Source organism: Aestuariibaculum suncheonense (genome assembly GCF_014596935.1).
In the GTDB taxonomy this organism is placed as follows: domain Bacteria; phylum Bacteroidota; class Bacteroidia; order Flavobacteriales; family Flavobacteriaceae; genus Aestuariibaculum; species Aestuariibaculum suncheonense.
Window position 1 is genome coordinate 1326239 of the sequence record NZ_JACVXC010000001.1, and the last position, 21698, is coordinate 1347936.

Annotated in this window: 17 protein-coding genes; 5 read left to right on the forward strand and 12 right to left on the reverse strand. The window is 35.3% G+C overall.

The window, feature by feature from the left end:
- Positions 1-5: 5 nt before the first annotated feature.
- The gene (locus ICJ84_RS05550; RefSeq protein ID WP_188215341.1) at positions 6-764 is read right to left on the reverse strand and encodes a hypothetical protein; all 759 of its coding nucleotides are present in this window, start codon (positions 762-764) and stop codon (positions 6-8) included.
- Positions 765-912: 148 nt separating this feature from the next.
- Between ICJ84_RS05550 and ICJ84_RS05555 the strand changes: the two genes are divergently transcribed.
- Together ICJ84_RS05555 and ICJ84_RS05560 are read left to right on the forward strand one after the other, a co-directional pair.
- Positions 913-1764 (forward strand): PPK2 family polyphosphate kinase, encoded by an 852-nt coding sequence (locus ICJ84_RS05555; protein WP_188215342.1) that lies wholly within the window; start codon positions 913-915, stop codon positions 1762-1764.
- A 71-nt stretch (positions 1765-1835) separates the two neighbouring features.
- Positions 1836-2387: a hypothetical protein gene (locus ICJ84_RS05560; protein ID WP_188215343.1), complete on the forward strand. Its 552-nt coding sequence runs from the start codon at positions 1836-1838 to the stop codon at positions 2385-2387.
- Here the strand turns inward: ICJ84_RS05560 and ICJ84_RS05565 are convergent.
- The 7 genes from ICJ84_RS05565 to lysA form a co-directional block, all read right to left on the reverse strand.
- The gene (locus tag ICJ84_RS05565; RefSeq protein WP_188215344.1) at positions 2384-3331 is read right to left on the reverse strand and encodes a TolB family protein; all 948 of its coding nucleotides are present in this window, start codon (positions 3329-3331) and stop codon (positions 2384-2386) included. The two genes, ICJ84_RS05560 and ICJ84_RS05565, sit on opposite strands and share 4 nt — an antisense overlap.
- 82 nt (positions 3332-3413) lie before the next feature.
- Positions 3414-4718 (reverse strand): APC family permease, encoded by a 1305-nt coding sequence (locus ICJ84_RS05570; RefSeq protein WP_188215345.1) that lies wholly within the window; start codon positions 4716-4718, stop codon positions 3414-3416.
- 13 nt (positions 4719-4731) lie between these two features.
- Positions 4732-5907, reverse strand: a complete 1176-nt coding sequence (locus tag ICJ84_RS05575; protein WP_188215346.1) for a DUF1624 domain-containing protein — start codon at positions 5905-5907, stop codon at positions 4732-4734.
- A 77-nt stretch (positions 5908-5984) separates the two neighbouring features.
- A complete protein-coding gene (locus ICJ84_RS05580; RefSeq protein ID WP_188215347.1) occupies positions 5985-6842 on the reverse strand; it encodes an ester cyclase in 858 nt (285 codons plus the stop codon).
- Between the two features lie 24 nt (positions 6843-6866).
- A complete protein-coding gene (locus ICJ84_RS05585) occupies positions 6867-8201 on the reverse strand; it encodes an MFS transporter (protein ID WP_188215348.1) in 1335 nt (444 codons plus the stop codon).
- A 240-nt stretch (positions 8202-8441) separates the two neighbouring features.
- Complete coding sequence (locus tag ICJ84_RS05590) at positions 8442-9173, reverse strand: hypothetical protein (protein WP_188215349.1); 732 nt, start codon at positions 9171-9173, stop codon at positions 8442-8444.
- A gap of 314 nt (positions 9174-9487) precedes the next feature.
- Entirely contained in the window at positions 9488-10723 is a 1236-nt protein-coding gene (lysA, locus tag ICJ84_RS05595; protein ID WP_188215350.1) for a diaminopimelate decarboxylase, read from the reverse strand.
- Between the two features lie 199 nt (positions 10724-10922).
- Here lysA and sucC point away from each other — a divergent pair, with 199 nt between their 5' ends.
- Both sucC and ICJ84_RS05605 read left to right on the forward strand, forming a co-directional pair.
- Positions 10923-12113, forward strand: coding sequence for an ADP-forming succinate--CoA ligase subunit beta (gene sucC, locus ICJ84_RS05600; RefSeq protein WP_188215351.1), 1191 nt, complete (start codon positions 10923-10925; stop codon positions 12111-12113).
- 139 nt (positions 12114-12252) lie between these two features.
- Positions 12253-12597 (forward strand): hypothetical protein, encoded by a 345-nt coding sequence (locus ICJ84_RS05605; RefSeq protein WP_188215352.1) that lies wholly within the window; start codon positions 12253-12255, stop codon positions 12595-12597.
- A 38-nt stretch (positions 12598-12635) separates the two neighbouring features.
- Here the strand turns inward: ICJ84_RS05605 and ICJ84_RS05610 are convergent, their stop codons facing one another.
- A complete protein-coding gene (locus ICJ84_RS05610) occupies positions 12636-12887 on the reverse strand; it encodes a DUF1456 family protein (protein ID WP_188215353.1) in 252 nt (83 codons plus the stop codon).
- A 373-nt stretch (positions 12888-13260) separates the two neighbouring features.
- Here ICJ84_RS05610 and ICJ84_RS05615 point away from each other — a divergent pair, with 373 nt between their 5' ends.
- Entirely contained in the window at positions 13261-13665 is a 405-nt protein-coding gene (locus tag ICJ84_RS05615) for a TerB family tellurite resistance protein (RefSeq protein ID WP_188215354.1), read from the forward strand.
- Between the two features lie 40 nt (positions 13666-13705).
- Here ICJ84_RS05615 and uvrB read toward each other — a convergent pair whose 3' ends face one another.
- The 3 genes from uvrB to ICJ84_RS05630 are packed head-to-tail and all read right to left on the reverse strand — an operon-like array spanning position 13706 to position 21679.
- A complete protein-coding gene (gene uvrB, locus ICJ84_RS05620; RefSeq protein WP_188215355.1) occupies positions 13706-15709 on the reverse strand; it encodes an excinuclease ABC subunit UvrB in 2004 nt (667 codons plus the stop codon).
- Positions 15710-15736: 27 nt separating this feature from the next.
- Positions 15737-19321: a T9SS type B sorting domain-containing protein gene (locus ICJ84_RS05625; RefSeq protein ID WP_188215356.1), complete on the reverse strand. Its 3585-nt coding sequence runs from the start codon at positions 19319-19321 to the stop codon at positions 15737-15739.
- Positions 19322-19354: 33 nt separating this feature from the next.
- Positions 19355-21679, reverse strand: a complete 2325-nt coding sequence (locus ICJ84_RS05630; protein WP_188215357.1) for a T9SS type B sorting domain-containing protein — start codon at positions 21677-21679, stop codon at positions 19355-19357.
- Positions 21680-21698: the final 19 nt, after the last annotated feature.

Genomic DNA, 21698 nt, shown 5'->3' on the forward strand with positions numbered 1-21698 from the left:
ATATTTTACAGTTTACACGAATCTAATTCAGCCAAATATGCTTTAGCCAACGTTTTTAATTGATTGGTGTAATATTCTTTCAATGCTTCAGTAGACATGTCGGATGTGTTTGCTGAATCACTTGATTTAATGATGGTTTGATGACCGCAATTGCAACTTTTTAAAGTTTCGTTGTAGGTTTTTATATTTAAATCTATCACTTTTTCATAAGATACAACGAGCTGTTGCTTTTTTAGTAGCAGCTCTTTTTCTTTTTGTTCAGCCAGTTGTCTTTTAATTTCGGCTTCTTTACGTTTTAAAGCTTCCTGCTGTGCCAGTAAAGCGGCTTGCTCGTTTTTTAAGCTAGCCAAATCGTTACTGTCGGCCGTGTTTTCTTCTTCAACGACCTGCATACTATATGATGATGTAGCACATTTGTCCATTTCAATCACACTTTGCTGACAGAATTCTTTAGCACGTTTTACAAAATATCTGCCGTCTTCGTAAGTAGGTTGGTCATCCACTTTTGCCAAGACTTCCAACGCTTTATTGGCTTGCTCTAAAGCTTTACTACAATTGCAGTCTGCTAAAGTTTTTTTCGCTAGATTAATCGATTCTAACGATCGGTGAGCAGCATATTTTAGGTGACTGACATTGTTAGCCTCGTAAGATGTTTTTACATGAGAATAAGCACTCACCAAATAAGCATTGGCATTATCGCAATTGTTTTGCGCGTACAGATTTATTGTGCTAATTAAAAAGAGTAAGTAGTAAAAATTTTTCATTTGATTTGGGGTTATAACATAAATAGGTATAACGAAAATACCAAAAAACATTATACTTTTAGGGGTTTTCATCGAATTTGTGGAAATCACTATATTTAGAAGATATTATAAAGCTTTCTGAATTTAACGCCTAAATACAATTATATTCATGGAAAAATATAAAGTTACGTCAAACATATCACTTAAAAATTTAGAAACGAAAGTTGTTATTGATGATGCTAAAAAAGAATTGAAACAGGTTAGAAAAAAACTTGGGAAGATTCAGGATACCATGTACGCTCATGGTAAATATGCGGTTTTGGTTTGTTTACAGGGGATGGATACAGCAGGGAAGGACAGTTTAATTCGTGAGGTATTTAAAGATTTTAACACACGAGGTATTATTGTTCACAGTTTTAAAGTACCAACTAATTTAGAATTGAAGCATGATTACTTATGGCGACATTATATTGCATTACCGGCTCGTGGTAAATTCGGTATTTTTAATCGTACACATTATGAAAATGTATTAGTCACACGTGTACATCCGGAATATATTTTGGGGGAACATCTGCCAACGGTGACAGCAGTAGAAGATGTTAATGAAGCGTTTTGGGATAAAAGGTTTCAGCAAATTAATGAATTCGAACAGCACATTGCCGAAAACGGCACCATCATCTTTAAATTCTTTTTAAATCTGTCAAAAAATGAGCAAAAAGATCGATTATTAAGACGTTTAGAAAAGCAGGAAAAAAACTGGAAGTTTTCGCCCGGAGATTTAAAAGAGCGTGAAGAGTGGGATCTCTATCAGGAATGTTATGAAGATGCTATAAACCGAACATCTAAGCCCCATGCTCCCTGGTATACGATTCCGGCTGATGATAAGGAATCAGCACGTTATCTGGTCGCTAAAATTATGTATGATACCTTAAAAGAGTATAAAGATATTCAGGAACCGGAGTTGGATGATGATATTTTGGAAAATCTGCATTTGTACAAGGCGCAGCTGGAAAGTGAATAAAGATAATTTTTTATGATTTTATTTAGATAAGAAAAGTTAAAGAACTTCTATTTTTAACAAAAAAATAAACCATGCGATATATAATAGTTTTTCTTCTAAGTCTTCAGTGTTTTGCCCAAACTGTAAATGATTTACCGTATTACGAAATACCTGAAGCTCCTCAAGTGTATACTCCGGCAACGGCTGCAGCAAGAATGATTGATGGTTTAGGCTTTAGATATTACTGGGCAACCGAAGGGTTAAGAACAGAAGACTTAGCATATAAAATAGGACCGGATTCCAGAACATCGGGTGAAACGGTTGAGCATATTTATGGCTTATCGAAGTTTATTAGAAATAGTGTCCTTTCAGAAAATAAGGATGATAATAAAGGCGAGTTGTCTTTTGAGGCGAAGCGCAAACAAACACTTCTGAACTTGAAATTAGTTTCTGAGGCTTTAAAGAACAATCAAGGAACTTTTGATTTAGCGAGCACCGAAGTGCCTTTCTGGAATATCATTAACGGACCCATTGAAGATGCGGTTTGGCATTGCGGCCAAGTAGTGATGTTACGTCGTGCATCTGGGAATCCGTTTACTTCAAACGTTAGTTTGTTTTCAGGAAAGGTGAAAACAAATAACTAATCTAATGGTTTTTGGTCAGGGTTTAAAGGTTCTTTTAAAAGGATTTTACAGATTTGGTAGTTTCCTTGTCTGAAACCAGAAATAAGTAAGTTTATATCGTTTGGTGACCAGCAAGGTTGCATGTCTTCGACATCATTGTAAGTAATCTGTATTTTGTGGGTTCCGTCATCCCTCATGATAAAAATTTCGGAGTGTTTCATGTCGTCAACTTTCGCAGAATAGACAATGCGGCGACTCCCATTGGTGTTAGACCAGTCGGGATAGGTGCTTTCGTCTTTTAAATAGGTTAAGCGGTTTTTATCTTTGGTAAACAAATGCTGGCTATAAATAATATTACTTTCGCCTTGGGTGTTTTTATTGGAAAAATAGATGAGCACATCGCCTCGAGATGTTAAATTAGGATACACATTTTTAAATTTATTACTCACTACTTTTTTTAAGCGTTTGCCCTTGGTAGAGCAGGCGTAAATATCAAAAATATCTGCTCTTTCGGAATATGAAAACATGAGTTCCATGCCATTAGGGGCAAAATTAGCATAGTATTTATTACCACTCAGATTTATAGGAAACTGGTCTACTTTACCAGAGTCAAAATCATAACTGTAAATTTCACTGGTTCCTGTTCGGTCTGATTCAAACAGAATCATGTTTTTTGAAGGATGCCATTTTGGTCGTCGGTCGTTGTAATTTGTTGTCATCACCCTTTTTTGAGCACTTCCGTCTATATTCATAACATATATTTGCCAGATACCATCGCGATTCGATTCGAAAATAATTTTGGTGCCTTCTTTGTTGTAACTGGCGTATCGACTATCTCCATTGGAAAAGGTGAGCTGTTCTTCTTTGAAACCTTCTTTTGGTTCTTCTTCCTGAGCTATACCACATTTAGAAAAGCCGAATATTAAGAGGAAAACGAAGAATTTTAAAATGAAAGAAAGGCGCATAGTAATGGGTTAGTGTTCAGCTAATTTAAAAAAATATACCGAAGCAGGAAACCTAGTTACGGCTAACTTTCTCTTTAATCGATTAGTGTCTTTTTTTATTCCTGAAAAACTTGATAATCAAAAACACTAAGCTTAAAATAATAATTACGGCTATAGTACCTATAATTTCATTCAATGCCAGATTTGATAGAAAATAGAAAATGATAAGGATAGATAAAGCAGGTACTGTTAAACCACCCGGAATTTTAAATTCATCCGGTTGTGTTTTGCGCATTTGTCTAAGTTTAATAACCGAAATCGCGACACCTAGATAAAGCAAAAGCATAGAACTGGTAGCAATTATTACGGCTTGTTTGAAGCTTCCGAAAATGGTTAACGTGAAGCTGATAAGTACATAAACAATAATAGCTATATATGGGGTTGCATAGGTTTTATGAATTTTAGATAGCATTTTTATTGGGATAACGTTATCTCTTGAAAGGGCATAAACAATCCGCGGACTATTAAGGACGGAGCCGGTCATATTACCGAACATAGAAATTACAGCACCTACAGTTAATAATAAAAATCCGAAAGTACCCAAAACGACTTTCGCCGTTTCGGCTAAAGGAGCAGCTTCGTAGTTGGGAAATTCACTTCCCAAAACACCCTGACCTACAGTTTGTAATAAAATATAGAAGATGAGTACCGTCGTTATGCTTACCAAAACAGCTTTGGGTATGGTGCGTTTAGGGTTTGTAACTTCACCACCAACAATAATGCCGGTTTCGCAACCTTGAAAGGCAAAAAAGAGAATTAAAGAGGCTTGACCTAAAGTATTTAAGTCAGGTAAACTATCAATGGTTAAATTACTGAAAGTAATGTTGGGTAGCCCAAAAATAATGAGGATGGATAAAGGTAAAATTTTTAATAAGGTATTCAGTTTAACTAAACCAATGCCCTGTTTGATGCCGATGACATTAATAAAGCCGAGACCAAAAAATATAGTAAACAAAAAAATCAATCGAAACCAGGAATGATTTAAATTCGGGTAAGCAGAAGTAATGATATCTACTAAAGCATTAGATACAGCTGCATCGGCAAAAAGGTTACTGCTAACGGCAAAACATCCAGCTATAAATCCGGCATAATCGCCAAAGGCTGTTTCTATATACGTATACGGGCCTCCTGTGGTATTTACTTTACTGCCGGCTTCGGCAAAGCACAACATCACTAAAGCCATTAAAAGTCCACAAAATAAATAAGCAATAATACTGGAAGGCCCCATTAAGGCAGCTATGGTTGCAGGTAAAACAAAAATTCCAGAGCCAATTATGATATTTACGATATTAGCCGATAGTCCTATAACTCCGACTTCACGCTTTAAATGTTCGTTGTTTTTAATCATATGGTTTCTGGGTCTATAAATAGCTTAACCACCATTTATCTTTGTTTTTAGATTTGTACACCATGTATGATTTGCAAGGGAAATAGAGTAGCGTAATAACAAAAATCCATACCAGATAAACTGTAAAAAGGGAATAGCCATAATCTTTTAAGGAAGGATTGTTAAAACCGGCCTGAGTGATAATCATATTTTTCCAATCACCACCAAATATCAGAATACCAATGATTGCTAACATATGAATAACAAAAATGTGTAGGAAGTAGTAGAATAGGGGAACGCGACCAAAAACAATCATGAAATCGGTGATTTTATTTTTTACCGATTCAATGGCGTATAAAAACAACAAGGAAGGTCCTAAGGTGATCAAAATATAGGCTAAGGAAGGCGGATACTTAGTGATCTTAAAAAAGGAAAGTATGGTTTTGGTAGTTGTCTCCTGAACAGTCCAATGGACTAAATCGCCATAAATATTTATGCCTCTGATAATAAAAAATAAAATAGTTGCAGCTAATCCTATTTTCAATAACCATTGTTTTCTTTTTTCAGTATCGCAGTCAGGAAGGTAAAGTTGTCCTAAGCAATACCCAAGAATCATAACGCCAAGCCAAGGTAAAATAGGATAGGCAAAAACAACCACTTGTCCTCCAATAGTAGTACCGTTCTGTTGATGTAAAGCATACCAAAGTATAGATTCAACACTATTGCCTTGCATAACGATGTTATCTAAAGCATTATGTCCGGCAATGATAAGACTTCCAATCAGTAATAATAGTTTGGTGTTTAGAAATATTAAGAACGATAATATAACCATTGTTAAACCAATGGCCCAGATAACCTGAAGGATGACAACCGAGTACGTAATATCGAATTTCCAAAGCAGGTTGTTCAAAAATATTTCCAAAAAAATAAGCCAGATACCACGAGAAAACAGGAATTTAAATAATTCCTGTTTTTTTTTCTTACTACCGTATAAAAAGGCAGAAGTTCCTGCTAAAAGGATAAAAACAGGCGCACAATAATGCGTTATGAATCGCGTGAAAAATAATATTGGGGTTGTGGTTTCTAAATCGGTAGGGTCACTAAAAAAAGCTCCGTAATGAAAGTAGTCTCTGGTATGGTCTAAAGCCATAATAACCATAACTAATCCCCTTAAAATATCTATAGTTTCAATTCGATTGGATTTTATCATACGCTATATCTAAATAATAAGGTATTAATTTAGTGATAATATCTGTATGTTGTTGTTTATATATGTTTTATGGCTAACTATTGCTTGCCTAAACCAAGATATTGTTGAAATGCTGTTGTTTTTCCATTTTTTAATGTCCACAAATGCACTACAGTAGTTTTGTAAGATTCGCCGGTTTTCTTCAATTTTCCATCGTAATTAAGTGTCGCTAATACTTGGTTGTTCCCTAAAGGGGATAGTTTTATGTTTTCCAGTTTGAAATACTCGTTGTCTTCGCCAAGTCTTTTGAATACTCCATTTAATACAGCATCAGGGCTGGTATAAGGATTGCCATCTGAGTAAGAACTAGAACTTGATTCGTTCCAAACAATATTTGCGTCCATCATGCCTAAAACAGTTGGGATATCACCTTTCCCAAAAGCTTCATATATACTATTTATAGTAGCTATGTTTTCCTGATTGGGTAAAAGTCCTAATTGTTGCATAAATATCATATTGTCCATAAAGTCTTCTTCTTTGGCAATTTTCCCGTCTTTCATTTTTACTAGTGTAACACCATTAATATCAACTGATTTTCCTGTGGCGGGTATTCCGAAAAAGTCTCCGGTATGGTTTCCTTTAAAATTCCAGTGTTTTACAATATTGTCCTCCTGACCAAAAACCTGAACTACAGTGAATTTTATATCTGAAAATCCGGTTAGAAAATTTTGATAGTAGGCTTTGAAATTATCTATACCTACTATGTTTTCGGGACTTGCAATTAAGGTAATGTCTTCGGTGAAATTAGTGTTATTTATAAGATCTATATTACCGTCATTAATGATTTGATTCCATGTTTCTTCATACATGGTAATATTCTTTTCAAGTTTCGAATCGTTACAGGAAATTAGGCTAAAACTTATGGTTAACAGAAATAATGTGATTGAAGTTTTCATAGATTTAATATTTAATTGGTTGTTTTATTCAGTTAAAGTTTTTATTGTATTTAAATGTTTTTTGATATTAATGGTTTTGTAAATAAAAAATGCGATGAAGGGAATAGCAGCTCCACAAAAAAAGACTTGATTCCATCCTAATTCGTTTTGAATCAAGCCAAATAGCCACGGACCTATTATAATACCTAAATTATTACAGGTCATATATAAGGTAAACTGTGAAGCTGATATTTTATGCCATGAAATTTTCATTGCCATAGCTAAAAGGGACACCGTGAGTAAAGTGTTTAATAAATTAAAAAGAATAATAAAACCATAAACGATAGAAGTGTTTTGCCAACTGTTAGGAATTAATCCAAATGAGAAAATGATAAGTGCCAGTAATGATATAAGAATAAGTGCCATTTTCTTTGTGCCAATAAGATCAATAATAACACCACCGGCAACCATGCTAAAACCGCCACCAACCACGGAAGCTATAGAGTAAACTTGTGAATAATCCGTATTGGTCCAGTTTAATTCCTGAACTGTGAAAATGGGGAATAAGACTTCAATAAATCCAGTAGAAGCGCCCGTTATAATCATTCCGAGACTTAGAATGAGACTGGTTGGTAGTATGAGAACTTTTCTTAAGTTTTTAAATAAGGTCTTCCAGTTTGTAACCTGAGCTTTTTTTGAAGCTTCAGAGGCTTCACCTTTTGTCCAGGGCATTAATTTTTCGCCACGATGTTCCCTGAAAAAAATAGGAACTAGTATTAATAGGATTATTACAAGGGATAATGAACCAATGGCATTGGTAAACCCTACAATGTTAATTAGTGTGGTTCCTAACAGAAGTGAAAGTGACTGTCCAATAATTCTTGAGCCCCACATAATACCATTGGCTCTTGCCTGTTGGTGAATGGGTATAATATCGACTGCCATACCATCGATGGCAATATCCTGTGTAGAACCAAACAAGCTGATTAAAAAACCACAAATCATTAATCCATGAATATTACTTAAAGGTTCGTTTACAAAGCCAAAGGAAAGAAAGCTGACGATTAACCCAATTTGAGCCAGTATAATCCAAGGGCGTTTTCTACCCATTGCTATGGGGGTATACCGGTCGATAATAGGGGCGATAAAGAATTTAAAACTCCATGGGATGGAAATGACTGAAACGTATGCAGCAATAGTGCCTGCAGAAATCTCATTCATGGCTAGCCAGGCGGGAATAGCATAAAAGGTGATACCAATCGGGATACCTTCACAAATATATAATGCTGAAAATACTAAATACCGTAGGGTGGCACTTTCAGATAAATAAGCATTCTGTTTTAAATCAACTAATTCATACAATACGGCTTTTTGATTCATACTACTTGATTCTAAGGTTAAAAACGATGTGCTGTTAATTAGTTGGAATTAAACTATTTAAGGTTTAGGAGAGAGAATTGTAAAAGTGAATTAAGGGGGCTGTGTGTGATATGAATTAAGCATAGAAATTCTTTAAAATTTTGGTTATTTGAATGGGTAAATTAGAAATGAAGAAAAGCACAAGGAAAATTGTGCTTTTCTTATAAATTCATTCTGTTGATTATTTTTTATGAAAGAGATCTAATATGACAAATCTTCAATTAAACTGTACATATAGGACCAATCTTTAGAAACGGCACTTCTGAAATTTTCTTTAATAGCGTCGGCTTTAGATTTTCCTTTCTCGTTTTCATAAACCTTCCAAACACCGTCGCGGTCTTCATCAAGTGCAGCAAAATTTTTAAAGGGTACAACTACAAAGAAATCTGAAACTTCCGGAGCACCACCTATGACACTGTACCAAGTGCCGCGTGCGTCTCCTTCTGCTTTTTTAATGGTAGACTCTACTTCTTTTACGGTTTCCATAAAGCTATCATAATTGTCTACTTTTACATTGTATACCCAAACCAGTTTAGTGTCGCTTGATAGGTTTGAATTGGATTTGCTAACATCAGGCATTCGTTTGGCAATATTGTATTCCACGCTTTCAACATGAGGTAGAATTAAATCGACAACTTTCATTCTACATTTTTTACCAGCTTCATCATTGTTTTCGTCCATTTCAGCCCAATTATCCATACGGCTGGTCATGGTGTAAACTATTCCTTTACCTTGAACGCGTTTCCACATACTCCATTTAAATTCCCCTTCGTTATCTTTATAGCATTTTTTCCAGGACATTACCCCTTCCTTAAATGGCGAATTGTGCCCGGGTTTCACAGTGATTTCAGACATGTTTAACATGTAATTGTTAGTTTCCTGAGATACTCCCAATAGAGGAAGCACGAGTAGTAAATACAATAGTGTTCTCATAATTTTGATTTTGGTTAGAATTAATAATGGTTATATAGTATGGTTGTGTTAAAGGTTACTTTAGCACGATTAGTATTCTAAATAAAATCAATCCGGGACATTAAAATAATAGGTCAATTAAAGAGAGCTCGGGGAGAGATGTTGAATGTTTTTTGTTGTAAAAGCGTCATAAATATAGTGAATTTTAGTGAGTATTTATGTGTGGTGTTTGAATTGTTGATTAATAGTCAGTGTTTTATGTTTATGTTTTATATAAAAAAAGCCCAACCACAGGTTGAGCTTTTATAACTAAGATGTATAATTATTGGAATCGGTTATTTAGCCAATTCTTTTTCTTTTTTCTCTGAAAAATCGATTTCAATTTGATTTTTGATGATATCATCAAAAGTTTCTCTTTTTCTAATTAAGTGGGCTTCGTTGTTATACCATAACACTTCGGCTGGACGGAATCTAGAGTTGTAGTTGCTCGCCATAGAGAAACAGTAAGCTCCAGCATTTTTAAAGCATAATACATCACCTTCAGAGATTTCTTTAATACGTCTGTTGCTGCCAAAAGTATCGGTTTCACAAATATAACCAACAACAGTATAGAAACGCTCATTTCCATTAGGGTTAGAGATATTGATGATGTCATGGTGCGAACCGTAGAACATTGGGCGGATTAAATGGTTAAAACCAGAATCTACCTGAGCAAATACCGTTGAGGTAGTTTGTTTTACCGCATTTACTTTAGTTAAGAAGTAACCAGACTCACTTACTAAAAATTTACCAGGCTCGAAAGCTAGAGTTAAATCTTTACCGTATTCTTTACAGAATGCGTTAAATTTAGTGGTTAATTTTTTACCTAATTCTTCGATATTCGTTTCAATGTCACCTGCTTTGTAAGGAACTTTAAATCCAGAACCAAAATCGATGAAATCTAAGTTTTTGAATTGTTTCGCCGTATCGAATAAAATTTCACTCGCATATAAGAACACTTCAATATCTAAAATATCACTACCCGTATGCATATGAATACCGTTAATAGTCATTTTAGTATTCTCTACAATACGTAAGATGTGAGGAATCTGGTGAATTGAAATTCCGAATTTAGAATCGATGTGCCCTACAGAAATGTTTGCATTACCTCCCGCCATAATGTGCGGATTAATACGAATACAAACCGGAACATTTGGATGTTTTGTACCAAATTGCTCTAAAATAGACAGGTTATCAATATTAATTTCAACACCAAGTTTAGCAGCCTCTTCAATTTCAGCTAAAGAAACACCATTAGGCGTGAAAATAATTTGCTGCGGTTTAAAGCCAGCTTTTAAACCCAGTTCAATTTCTTGTAAAGACACCGTGTCAATACCCGAACCAAGCTTATTGAATAATTTTAGTATCGATATATTTGATAATGCTTTTACTGCATAATTAAGTTTTAACTTTTTTACACCACTAAAAGCATTGGTCAGTCTGTTGTACTGAGCCTCTATTTTTCCGGCATCGTAAACATAAACAGGGCTTCCGAAATCTTCTGCAATTTTAAGCAATTGATTCTCCAACATAATTTTCAAATTTTTGGCAAAGATATTTCTTTAAAGACAATAAAAAATAAATAAATAAAAAATTACACAAGTTGAACAATATGTTAATTATTTAACATAAGGTTATGAGTTTATTATTTATAAAGTTTTCACATTGAAATATTAGGGTAAGTTATCACGATTATTTACATTTGTGCCTCTTAAACTATTTAGCGAAATTATGAATTTACACGAATATCAAGGTAAAGAAATATTAAGCAGTTTTGGTGTACGTATCCAACGTGGTATTGTAGCGCAAAATGCAAAGGAAGCTGTTGCTGCAGCAAAACAATTAACTGAAGAAACAGGAACCGGTTGGCATGTTATTAAAGCACAGGTGCATGCAGGTGGTCGTGGAAAAGGTGGTGGAGTAAAACTTGCTAAAAACTTAGAGCAGGTTGAAGAGATTGCTGGACAAATTATCGGCATGAACTTAGTAACACCTCAAACATCAGCTGAAGGTAAAAAAGTACACCAAGTATTAGTTGCAGAAGATGTTTACTATCCTGGTGATAGTGAAACAGAAGAGTTCTATATGTCTGTTTTATTAAACAGAGGTACTGGTCGTAACATGGTTATGTATTCTACTGAAGGAGGTATGGATATCGAAACGGTAGCTGAAGAAACTCCTCATTTAATTTTTACAGAAGAAATCGATCCAACTGTTGGTTTAACGCCTTTCCAGGCAAGACGTATTGCTTTTAACTTAGGGTTATCTGGTAATGCATTTAAAGAAATGACAAAATTCGTTACTAATCTTTATACTGCATACGTAAAGTCGGATTCTTCTTTATTTGAAATCAACCCTGTATTAAAAACAAGTGATGATAAAATTTTAGCTGTTGATGCTAAAGTAACTATCGATGATAACGCACTTTACAGACATAAAGATTACGTAGATTTGCGCGATTTACGTGAAGAAAATCCAATTGAAGTAGAAGCTAAAGAAGTAGGATTAAACTATGTAGACCTTGATGGTAACGTAGGATGTATGGTAAACGGAGCTGGTTTAGCAATGGCTACTATGGATTTAATTAAGCAAGCAGGTGGTGAGCCAGCTAACTTCTTAGACGTTGGTGGTACTGCTGATGCTGCTCGTGTTGAGGCTGCTTTTAAAATCATCTTAAAAGATCCTAACGTAAAAGCTATTTTGATTAACATCTTTGGAGGGATCGTTCGTTGCGATCGTGTTGCTCAAGGGGTAATCGATGCTTACAAAAACATGGGAACTATTAACGTGCCAATTATTGTACGTTTACAAGGAACCAATGCAGACATCGCTAAAGAATTAATCGACAACTCTGGTTTAGCTGTATTAAGTGCAACTGAATTCCAGGAGGCTGCAGATAAAGTACAGGAAGTATTAGCATAGGCTTAACATAGCCGTAGTATTTGTTAATATTATCGTATAGTTTTAATAAGAGTAGTGTAAATCACTACTCTTTTTTTATGGCTAATTTTGACTTGTAAAACAAAAACAGTCAATAGTAAAAACTGTAAAAACTAAAACTATGAAAACAATTAAAGTATTATTAGTATTAGCCATTTTATTATGTACAAAAAACATTTTCGCCAGCAGTGGTGAGATGAATGACCTTCCAAAAACGGAAACCATTACTGTAGAAATACAAAAGATCTTAAGGGATTCTAATTTAGAGTTTAACGAAGAAGTTTCAGCTAATGTTTATTTTACTATTAATAATAAGAATGAAATTGTTGTGTTGTCGGTAGATTCCGATTCAGATGAATTAGAACAATTTTTAAAGTACAAACTTAATTATTGTAAAATTCAGGCAGAGGGTATGTCGCCGGGTAGGAAGTATTTAATACCTATTAAGTTGGTAGCATCAAGGTAACTTCATTTTTGAACTAATAAAAAAGCTCTTAATTTTAATTAAGAGCTTTTTTTGTTTTCTTGTTTCTTTGGAGGCATGGGGCCACGCATTTGAATTACCAGACCATTTAAAAAGTTTCTTAAAATCTGGTCACCACATTCCATGTATTTCGGATGGTCTTCTTTTCTGAAAAAAGCACCAAGTTCACTTTTAGTAATTCTGAAGTCAACCAAAGCTAAAATATTTACGATATCGTCGTCTCTAAGCTTTAAAGCAACTCTTAATTTTTTTAAAATATCATTATTCGTCATATCAATAATTTGAGTTTCAAAAGTACTATTCCTTTTTGTGAATTAAATAGTATCTCGATGCGTTTTCTCGCGTTTTTATAATTTTTGTAAAGATACCTTAAAAAATTGTGATTAAAATTTCAATTTTAAATTTCTAAAATAATTATTAAATAATTGATATTTAGTGTTTTATAATTTAATTGTTTGCGACTATTTGTTTTTTAATAGTTTACAAAATAAAAAGAAATGAGGCGCTATTGATTTGGATTTGAGATGAAATAATTAAAATAAACGACCAAATACACCACGGTTTTCGATAAGCTACAATATATCTACGATTATAAAATAAAGGTTGTTCGTATCTTTATAAGGTAATTAATTAATCCCTAACTATATGATTAATAGAGTCGAAAAACTAAGTCTCTTATCTGAAATGATTGCATTTGCAAAGCATGATAAAGATATTAAAGATATAGAATATAATTTTTTACTAGGTGTGGCAAAGCAGCTTGAAATTTCTCGAGAGGACTTCGACTATCTAATAGAACATCCTATTAACTATATCCATTTAAAATCCCATAGCGAAAGAATTGTACAATTTCATCGTTTGGTGTTGTTAATGAATATAGATAATGAACAAAGTGATTCTAAAAAAATTGTAAAGCTATATAACTTTGGATTACGCATGGGGTTAAGCCATGAGTCGATATCGAAGGTGCTATATTTAATGGAAAGTTTCCCGAATAAAATAGTACCTCCAGATGTGTTAATTGATATTTTTAAAACGCAGTATAACTAGAAAATAAGCTAGATATTTTGGGATGGGAAAGCTAAAAGCATTACACTTTTAGCTTTTCTAATTTTTCCTGATAACCTTTTATTTCATCACGAAGTTTCGCCGCCACAATAAAATCTAGTGCTTTAGCGGCTTCTTCCATAAGTTTACGCTTGTCTTTAATTTTCTTTTCTAATTCCGGTTTGGATAAATACAGACTTTCCGGTTCGGCAGCTTTAGCAGCTTCTAACTCATAACTATATGTACTAACCGAATTTTTCGCTAGCGCATTATTTAGGTTTTTATTTAATGCTTTTGGCGTAATGTTGAATTTGGTATTGTAGTTGATTTGTTTTTCACGACGATAATTGGTTTCGTCAATGGTCTGCTGCATGCTATTCGTAATTTTATCAGCATACATAATCGCTTTACCATTAAGGTTTCTCGCAGCTCTACCCACGGTTTGTGTAAGTGAACGTGCCGAACGTAAAAAGCCTTCTTTATCGGCGTCTAAAATGGCTACAAGAGATACTTCAGGTAAATCTAAACCTTCACGAAGTAAATTTACTCCAACAAGAACATCGAAAAGGCCTTTGCGTAAATCCTGCATAATTTCCACGCGTTCCAGAGTATCCACATCACTGTGAATATAACGACAGCGAATTTGAATGCGATCGAGATATTTGGTTAACTCTTCGGCCATTCGTTTAGTTAAGGTGGTCACCAGAGTGCGTTCATCTTTTTCAACACGCTGCTGAATTTCTTCAATCAAGTCGTCAATTTGATTTAAACTTGGACGCACTTCAATAATCGGATCTAATAATCCGGTTGGTCTGATGATTTGCTCCACGTAAACCCCGTCTGATTTTTTCAATTCGTAATCTGCAGGTGTAGCACTCACATAAATCACCTGATTTTGAATGGCCTCGAATTCTTCAAATTTTAGAGGACGGTTGTCCATGGCCGCAGGTAGTCTGAAACCGTACTCCACCAAGTTTTCTTTTCTGCTGCGGTCGCCACCATACATGGCGTGTACTTGCGAAATGGTCACGTGACTTTCATCAACAACCATTAAATAGTCATCGGGGAAATAATCCAGTAAACAGAACGGTCGCGTTCCCGGCTGCCTACCATCCAAATAGCGGGAATAATTCTCTATTCCTGAACAATAACCTAACTCTCGAATCATTTCCAAATCGAATTCGGTACGTTCCTTCAAACGTTTGGCTTCTAAATGCTTGCCAATATCTTTAAAATAATCATGCTGTTTTACTAAATCGTCCTGAATGTCCTTAATGGCATTCTGAAGGACATCGGGTGAAGTCACGAACATATTTGCCGGATAAATATTCAATCGGTCATATTTTTCAATCACCTGATTGGTTTGAATATCGAAGGCTTCAATCTCTTCAATTTCATCACCAAAAAAGTGAATTCTAAACGCGTAATCAGCATAGCTCGGGAATACATCCACGGTATCGCCTTTTATTCTGAAATTACCATGATTGAATTCAGCTTCAGTTCTGGAATATAAACTTTGCACTAAACGATGCAGTAATTTAGTTCGCGAAATTTCCTGATCGCGTTCTAATGAAATCACATTCTTTTGAAATTCCACAGGGTTCCCAATACCATATAAACACGAAACAGAAGCGACAACCAACACGTCTCGTCGTCCAGAAAGGAGAGAAGATGTTGCGCTTAAACGCATCTTTTCGATTTCATCGTTAATCGATAAATCCTTTTCGATATATACGCCGGAAACCGGAATGTAGGCTTCGGGTTGGTAATAGTCGTAATAGGATACGAAGTACTCTACCGCATTATTTGGAAAAAACTGTTTGAACTCAGAATACAATTGAGCGGCCAAGGTTTTGTTATGAGCTAATACCAAAGTAGGGCGTTGGACTTCCTGTATAACATTGGCAACGGTAAAGGTTTTACCCGAGCCAGTTACACCAAGCAGGGTTTGATATTTTTCGTCAGTATTAATGCCGGCTACCAATTGTTTAATAGCTTGAGGTTGATCGCCTGTAGGTCCGAATTCAGATTCAATTTTAAATCGCATGTTGCAAAATTACGTAAAATATAACTCTTATCGCTTTAAGGAAAAGTGTCCTGTAAAAGTTCTGCCGTCCGTTAATTGCACTTTAAACCAATAGTCATCTGTAGCGACTACTTCTCCATTAAAGGTGCCATCCCAGCCGTCTCCTAAAGGATTGAGCTGTTTGATTAATTTGCCATAGCGATTGTAGATGTATACCAGACTTGAAGCCTGAGTATTATTGAGACCTTGAATTTTCCAACGGTCGTTTTGTCCGTCACTATTAGGTGTAAAAAACTTGCGGTAACCAATAACAAATACATCAATTTCTGCGGTGCCGCAAATATCATCTTTAACATACAATGTATAATCTCCGGCTCTTACATTGGTAAAAACAGGGCTGTCCTGATATGGGAAATTGATTGAACCATCTTTCGCTTCTAAAGCAAACTGATAGGTTCCTGAACCCAGAGCTGATGGATTTTTAATAGTAACGCTGTTATCTTCTGAAATGTCTAATACGCTAACATCGTCATTTGTAATCGTAGCGAGTTCTGATGCTTTAACTGAAACAGTTTTAGTGGTTGCACAAAGTGTTGTTGGGTTTGTTAAAGTTACCGAGTAGTTTCCCGGAGAGGATACTTCTAAAGTTGTATTGCTTGAAATTTCAGTTCCGTTCTCAAATGTCCAGGAATAGTCGAATATTTCTGAAGGATTGGTTTGCATAGGAGCTAATGTTACTGTAAATGTTGGATCTGAGGTACAAACAATTTCTTCTTCATTAATTGTAAATTCCGGCATAGCATTAACAATTAACTCGATATTGGCTGAAGCTACACAATTCGTGTTCTCTGGATTTATAACTTCAACGGTAATAGTTTGAGAGGTTGAAATCAAAGGGTTTGGCAATGCTGTTGCATTAGCAACTGAAACTCCTTCCTGATTTATGTATGAAAAATAGATGCCCATATTGGTCTGATTTCCAAGAATGATGTTGGAAAAAGTGGAAGTATCAAAACGATGTAGACCATCATTTATATCTGTGCCATCTAAACCATCATCGCAAAATATTTGAGACGAAATGGCATTCGCTATGGGTTGTTCGTTGATAATAAATTTTAGCGTGGTTTCATCAAAACAGGCACCCTCAGGATCTTGTGTTGTGTTATTAGTCACCCGAATGGTGATGGTTTGATTTTCGGTTAAAAATGGATTAGGAAGCGGAACTGGCAAAGCATTACCTTGTTCATCGATATAGGAGATGGAAACATCAGAAGGATTTTGGTTTCCTAAAACAGTGGCTTCAATTTGAGAGGTGTCAAACGGATAGCTTAAAACATTATCAGTCGTATCGTAATCACATTGCGGATTCAAATTTACCGGATTTGCCGTTGGAAGGCTTTCTACAATCAGCAAATTTTGAAACTCTTTTAAACCAAGGCAGTCATTTCCCAAACTACTTTTTATGCGCACCCAAATATTTTGACTATTTGGGGAATTGGTATTTTGATGGGTGTTAATATTTATAATTTCATTTATTTCCAGTTCAGCATCGGTCTGACTTTCATAAAAATGTATTGTGGCAGGAACCGATGAAAATAGTGTATTCAAAATGTAATTTTTAATAGCTGTCATGTCGAAAGTCGAAATACCATCTCTAACATCTAAACCATCATCGCATTGATGGATAGAAGTAGGATTATATGCATCTAAAGCACTACTTGAAGGATTTACCTGTAATTCCAACGGAACAACTCTGTGGCATCCACTAGGATTTTCAACACGAATCCAAATAGTTTCATTTGTGAAAGCAAGTTGGTTTGTGTAGCTCTCAGGTGACGTTATATTTGAACCTTTATTTTCGGCCTCATTTTGATTATTGTAGTACGTGAATGTTAAGCTCCCAGTTATATAATTAGGATTTATTTCTTCTTTAATGTCATTCAGGGTTAAGTTGAAAAGCGCCAAGCCATCATTAGAAGCATCGTCACATTGGGAGTAAATACCCGGCATGTTGACTTCAGGAAGTTTCTGAATTTCAATTTGAAAACTGGTATCTGCATAACAATCCGAAAAATTATTGTTCCTCATTCGAACATAAATGGTTTGTCCGCCAGTAATGGTGTTTTCAAAAGTTTCCGGATTAAAAATTTGATTAGCATAGAGTGCATCTGTAAAATACGTAAGCGTGAAATCCGAATTTGACTGACCATTAAGAATTTCAGTTTCCCTTTGTGTGATATCCATAATTTTAAAACCATCGGTATCTGTTCCTGCGGAAGTATCATCACATTCCTGGATAGGAACGATGTTCACAGAATCTAAAGGAAAAGCAGAATTATAGACTTCTAGATTAAAGCTAGAAATCGCATAACAGTCGGAGTTAAAGTTGTTTTCTACTCTTGCGTAAATGGTTGTATTGCTGCTTTCAAATGCGTTTAGGAAGGTAATGGCTTGGGTACCTGACTCTGCTTCAGTCAAACTTGCATGATAGGTAATGGTAACATCCGATGAAGTATTGATAAGACTATGCTGTAGGGTTAAATCAAAGCGGGTAGAGCCATTATTATCTTCGTCGCATGATTGTAATGAAGGGGCTGTGTTAGCGTCAGTGAAATAATAGGTAACCGGATCGGTAAAGAAGTTACAGTTGGAGTTTAACAGATTATTGGCATTGTGAGCAAACTTTAGTCTGAAGCGATGGAAACTATTTGAATTTGCCGGAATGGTATAATTTAAAGTATTTGAGGTATTATATGGCATATCTGTCCAAACATCGGGAGTCTTAGATTCTTGCCAGATCATAACAAAAGTGTTTGGAATATCAGCAGACAAGTTTATTTGAGTATCAGAGGTTCCGCTGTAGCAAAAGGCCTCATTATTTAAAATCGTGTTTGAAGCATCTTTAATTTCTATTTCTGGACCGCATGGGCGAACTTCAATATCATCAATAGCTAAATCGTTACCCGCTTGCCCAGACACATTATTTTTAAGCATGAAATAGATGTTTTCTGCACCTGATGGTACAGTAAATACTAATGTTTTTCTATGCCAGCGGTTTTCACCTATTCCTGAAATTGGGCCTGTGTTAGCTTCTACTATATTTCCTAAGGGAATATCGTTAGCATCTGTAAAGCCAACAATTAATTTAATATCAGGGTCTATAAAGTAACCAGGTTCGTTTGATTTAGCAAACCAAGCCGAAAGTTCATATTGAATGTCATAACAAAGACCATCTATTTTTTGAGCATAAAACACGTTTAAATCTGTTCCTGCATCGCAATAATAAAGATAACCGTTAGGGTTTCCGGTGTGGTCGGTAAAACTATTGTTCCATCCAGCGCCACCGGGAGCAGCATCGTACGGATTCTTCATTAAACCATATTGGTCGTATCCAACAGTGCCATTTCCGCCAACATAGGTGTATAACTGTGCAGGTCTGAAATCAGGATGCACATCTGCATTTGAATCTTGATTTAGTGAAGGTCCAAGTCGAGCTGATCCTGAACCAAAATTTTCTGTAAAGACCGGATTACCTAATGAACAGGTTTGAGACATTCCGTTTAAAAAGAAGCTTAAAAAGCAAAAGGTAAAAAGGCTTAAATATTTAGTTTTGTTGGTTGAAGTTTTTATCATAACTAACAAATATATAAATATTTAGAATTGATTTTAACGCTTCAATGAAAAGTGTCCGGTATATTTTGTGCCGTCCTTTAAAACTACATGATACCAATAATCGTCATTAGCTAAAGGTTGTCCACGAAGTGTGCCATTCCAACCGGATTGCGACGGATTTATTTGTTTAATGAAATTGCCATAGCGGTTAAATATTTTAATATTAATATCGCTGTGAAATTCAGAAGTTACTCCGTAAGGTTTCCAGAAGTCGTTGATGCCGTCGCCATTCGGGGTGAAATATTTAGGAAAGCCTAAAACCGAAATCTGTTTTTGTATCATGCCACATCCGTTAATATCATTCACATAAACGGTATGAATACCAACCGTTACATTAATAAATGTGTTGCTGTCTTGAAATGAAGAATTATCTAAAGCAAATTGATATTTACCTTCACCAGATGTTGTTATGGTTATGGTATTATTTTCTGAAGCTTGTGTTATTGTGATATTTTCAATGGTAGCTAGGTTTGAAGATTTTACCTCGATTGAGTTGCTCTCAGAGCATCCATTATTAAATGTAACCGTTACCGTGTACCTTCCGGTTTCGTTAATGGCGATTGTTGAGGTGTTTTGTGGAATAACACTGTTGTTTAAATACCATTGATAGGTTGGATTGTTATTTATAGCATTTAAAAGACCGGAATCAATGGTTATGGTTTCTGGATAGCTATTTAAACAATAACCAACATTTTCTAAAGTTGAAAATTGCGGTGACTCTAATACGATCAGATCAACCGAAGAAACCACATAACAGTCAATACCATTTTCTATTTTAACCCAAATGGTTTCAGCATACGCACTTGTATTTTCATAGGCATCGGGAAGCGGATTCATTTCAGAAAATAAATTATCGGTAGTTTTATAAAAATTTATAGTGGCATTTGCAGGAGTATTAGGTTGAATTATCAATCTTAAATCATCGAGGTTAAAGGTTGTTAATCCATCAGGAGTAGTGTCGTCACAGGTTTCAAAGGGAGGAATAGTAATAGTGTCAGTGGAAATATCAAGTGCGATTTCAGCAATCGAAAAACATTGATTTTGATTTTCAATTCTAGCGTAAACAATTTGTTGCGGTATTACATTTTCAAAAGCCGAAGGCGTTTGAATGTCGTTTTGCTGATTTTCTGCATCAAGAAGCGATGTGTAGAAATTAGAAACAACTAATCTATCGTCACCATTAGTAATGGTTTGTTCGGTATCCAATAGGTTATAAATGGTTAGTCCGTCCTGATTGTCGTCACAAGCTATTAATGTTGTATTTGAAACGATTGGATTGGGAATGTATTCAATAGTAATTTCTCCATAAGATATGCAGTTATTTCCTAAGTCGATTTTAACGGTATACGTAGCAGATTCAGATGCGGTATACGAACTATTGGTTTCATTTTGAATTTCGATACCATCTTTAAACCATTTATAAGCACTGCCGTTTGATGCACTGGCATCAAGAAGCAGTGTTTCGTTTTCGCATAGCGGATTATCGGTAGTAAGAAGTCGGTTTTCTCCAATATCGGTATTGAGTTTAAAACTTCCGGCTTCCAAAAAAACGGCCGAGTCATAGCGGTAGTTTTGCGCATCTGCTATAACTAACTTAACGTGAAATGTTTCATTAGGAATGGTGTTAGCCGTTGCTGTTAAAACAGTGGTTTGTCCATTAAAATTGATAGGAGCCGTTGAATCATTCCAACTCCCAAAATAAGCCTCATTTTGCGCTGCACATCCTCCAGGGATTTCCGGATGAACAGTAGTTACTTTAACCGGAGTTTGTGTGTTAGGAATCAGCGCGATATTGGTGTATTGCTGTTCATTTGCATTACGGATTAAAAAGCCAAACAAATCGGAATACCTACAGGTATTCGAATTATTTTCCTGATATTCTTCTGAAGCAAACAAATAGCGAAAACTAATTTGTGATGCAGTAGCTGTAAATTCAAATTCTATAATGGTTGCGTTGGTTGTATTTCCTTCTTTAAGAATGAATTCAAGATCACTATCACCATCCCAGTTTATGGCATCATCATCACTCAACGAGGAGTTTGGCCCGGGAACATTAGATAGTTTTCCGGTACTTAAAACTACCCCACTTTGAAACGGAAAAGTACTGCCAGAAGCATCAAAATAACCGTAGCTTTGATCTGTACCGTTAAAGTTTCCGCCACGAACATTGGTGACTACGACATTAGAAATACAATTGCTACCTATTAAAATGTCTTCAATAAGTTGTTGCGCGGTGTAGGTTTGACTATCGACCTGAACATTTTGGCTAAAGGCAAGACTTGAAATAAATAGAAAGCTTAAAAATACTAGGTGCTTCATTATTAGTGAACTATACCTG